Source organism: Spirosoma utsteinense (assembly GCF_014282275.1).
Taxonomy (GTDB): domain Bacteria; phylum Bacteroidota; class Bacteroidia; order Cytophagales; family Spirosomataceae; genus Spirosoma; species Spirosoma utsteinense.
In genome coordinates, this window is record NZ_VFIA01000118.1 from 1 (window position 1) to 2,753 (window position 2,753).

Here is a 2,753-nt window from a genome sequence, read left to right on the forward strand (position 1 = left end):
TCCGCTGGACAACATCAGCCACGGGGCGGTGGGCACGGGGGGGTGTAGTCCAATCACCCAACCGGTGAGTGCCCCGGTGGCGACGGTGAGTCTGAACTGGGTGACGAGTCCGGCGGGCTTGCAGGTGAGCATCAACGGGCAGGTGCGCACCACGCCCTACTCGCAGACCTTTGTTGTGGGCAGCACGGTGAGTCTGAATGTGCCCACGCCTCAGACCAGCAACGGTGCGTCTTTCATTTATTCCAATGGCAGCCTGGGCACGAGCCTGACGGTGCCCTCGGCCAACACTACGTATACCGCTTCCTTTCTGTCCACAGCTGCTTCGGTGGTGGTCGCTCCCATAGTGTCAGGTGCTGTATACTCGATCATTGCCAAGCACAGCGGCAAGGCGTTGAGCGTATACAGCAGTTCAAAAGATGACGGTGGAGGGATCGTTCAATGGTCGGCTGACGGGAGTGTGGACCAGAAGTGGGTACTTACCAAACTCAGCAATGGCTATTACTCGATTAAGTCGGTAGTCAATAGTAAAGCCATGGATGTCTACAACAACTCGACCAGCGACGGCGCGCCGGTGCTGCAGTGGACGCCCAACACCCAGGACAATCAGCAGTACAAACTGGTCGATGCCGGTGGGGGTTACTACTATATCGTAGCGAGATATAGCCTAAAGTACCTCCATATGAGAGGGAACACTCAACTTAACGGAGCCATATTAGTGCAGTGGACAAAGACTGGGCTCGACAATCAGAAGTTCCGCTTCAATCCTCAGGTCGTCGCTTCCCCGGCCGCGACGGTGAGTCTGAACTGGGTGACGAGTCCGGCGGGCTTGCAGGTGAGCATCAACGGGCAGGTGCGCACCACGCCCTACTCGCAGACCTTTGTTGTGGGCAGCACGGTGAGTCTGAATGTGCCCACGCCTCAGACCAGCAACGGTGCGTCTTTCATTTATTCCAATGGCAGCCTGGGCACGAGCCTGACGGTGCCCTCGGCCAACACTACGTATACCGCTTCCTTTCTGTCCACAGCTGCTTCGGTGGTGGTCGCTCCCATAGTGTCAGGTGCTGTATACTCGATCATTGCCAAGCACAGCGGCAAGGCGTTGAGCGTATACAGCAGTTCAAAAGATGACGGTGGAGGGATCGTTCAATGGTCGGCTGACGGGAGTGTGGACCAGAAGTGGGTACTTACCAAACTCAGCAATGGCTATTACTCGATTAAGTCGGTAGTCAATAGTAAAGCCATGGATGTCTACAACAACTCGACCAGCGACGGCGCGCCGGTGCTGCAGTGGACGCCCAACACCCAGGACAATCAGCAGTACAAACTGGTCGATGCCGGTGGGGGTTACTACAGCCTGGTGGCCCGCCACAGCCAGAAGTATCTGGCTATTGAGGGCAGTTCTCAGAATGAAGGAGCTTGGCTACAGCAGTGGCCCGGCTCGGGGGACGACAATCAGAAGTTCCGCTTCACCCCACAAGGAAGTGGCCGGTTGGAGGCTTTGCGAAATGAGGAAAGTGGTTTTGAGCCGTCGGTGGCAGTCTATCCTAACCCGGGCGTTGACCGGGTACGGGTATCGGGGACGGGTGGTGGCGCGGTACGGTTGGTGGATGTTCAGGGCCGGTTTCAGCTGGAGGTAGCGAGCGTTGGGGATGTGGCCGAGATGGATGTGTCGGGTCTGTCGCCGGGAGTGTATTTGGTGCAGATCCATCGGGGCGAGCGGCTCATCAGCCGCAAGCTCATTGTCAACCATTAAGCGTTTCGCGTTTCAATTGGAAATGTGCCGCTTCAACCGCAGTGACCAAGCAACTTGACCCATTCACCTTTCCAGTGGTTTTTACTCTAAAAGTAACCAAAATCGTATATAAACATAAATACACTATGCCTGACCATCGCTTCATCTTTTGAATCGATGCGTTCAGGAGCAAGATAATCCAACCAATGCATGAATACCGGCGATTTTATTGTAGCCCGTATGCTCGTGTTGGTTGGATTAACTATGAATAGGCAGTAAAAACCAGCGGCTACCCGAGCTTATAATCATCAGAAATCGATTGAATGTCAATATGATACGTTGGTGCGGCAGTCCACATAATTGTCCGTTCAGATTCATCTGTATTGCCATTCATATGAATTTTTCAAGCTATAAATTACCTTAATTATACGTTTCTGAAAACTTTAAATTGCATTTTTCTATGATATGAAGAAATGCTTTCTTTATTAAACGGTAGTTTTTTTTATACTTGCATGAAAATTTAATTAAACCACCTAAGCTGCATGGAAGAGTACCTACTCAAGCAAGTATTTATCATTTTCAGTTTTCTTAAATCTAATGTGTTTATTTATTTATTTTCAATAATACTAGGTAATATTAAATGCGAAAAATTCAATATAGATACCCCTTCTTGAGCCTACTTTCAGTAATTTCTCGGCTTTAGTTATCTATCAATAGACTCAATCTCAAATAGAGTTACTTAACTATTCAGGTGAAGCCTGAAATAGGCTTTATCCAAGAGCGCTATAATCGGTCAAAACCTGTGTAACAACATTAATTTCACTTTATGCATAACCTTCTTCGGCTCCGGTTACTTTATTTATTTATTCTAGTTTTAAGCCTTCAGCCAGTGTGGGCGCAGCTGGCGCTCTTCAACACGACCGCCACGGCCCTGCCCGGCCAGGCCATCAGCCTGCAGGGCCACTTCCCCGCCACGGCCAAAGCCTTCATGCTGGTGGGCACCGCTACCACCCCTACCTCC

2 protein-coding genes are annotated in these 2,753 nt (G+C 50.8%); both read left to right on the forward strand.

Annotated features, from left to right (window positions below; all coding sequences use genetic code 11):
* Positions 1 to 1,753, forward strand: a 1,753-nt coding sequence (locus tag FH603_RS27905; RefSeq protein WP_186742610.1) for an RICIN domain-containing protein, incomplete at its 5' end; no start/stop codon positions are given.
* Positions 1,754 to 2,558: 805 nt separating this feature from the next.
* Positions 2,559 to 2,753: hypothetical protein (locus tag FH603_RS27910; RefSeq protein WP_186742612.1), on the forward strand; the 195-nt coding region annotated here is incomplete at its 3' end.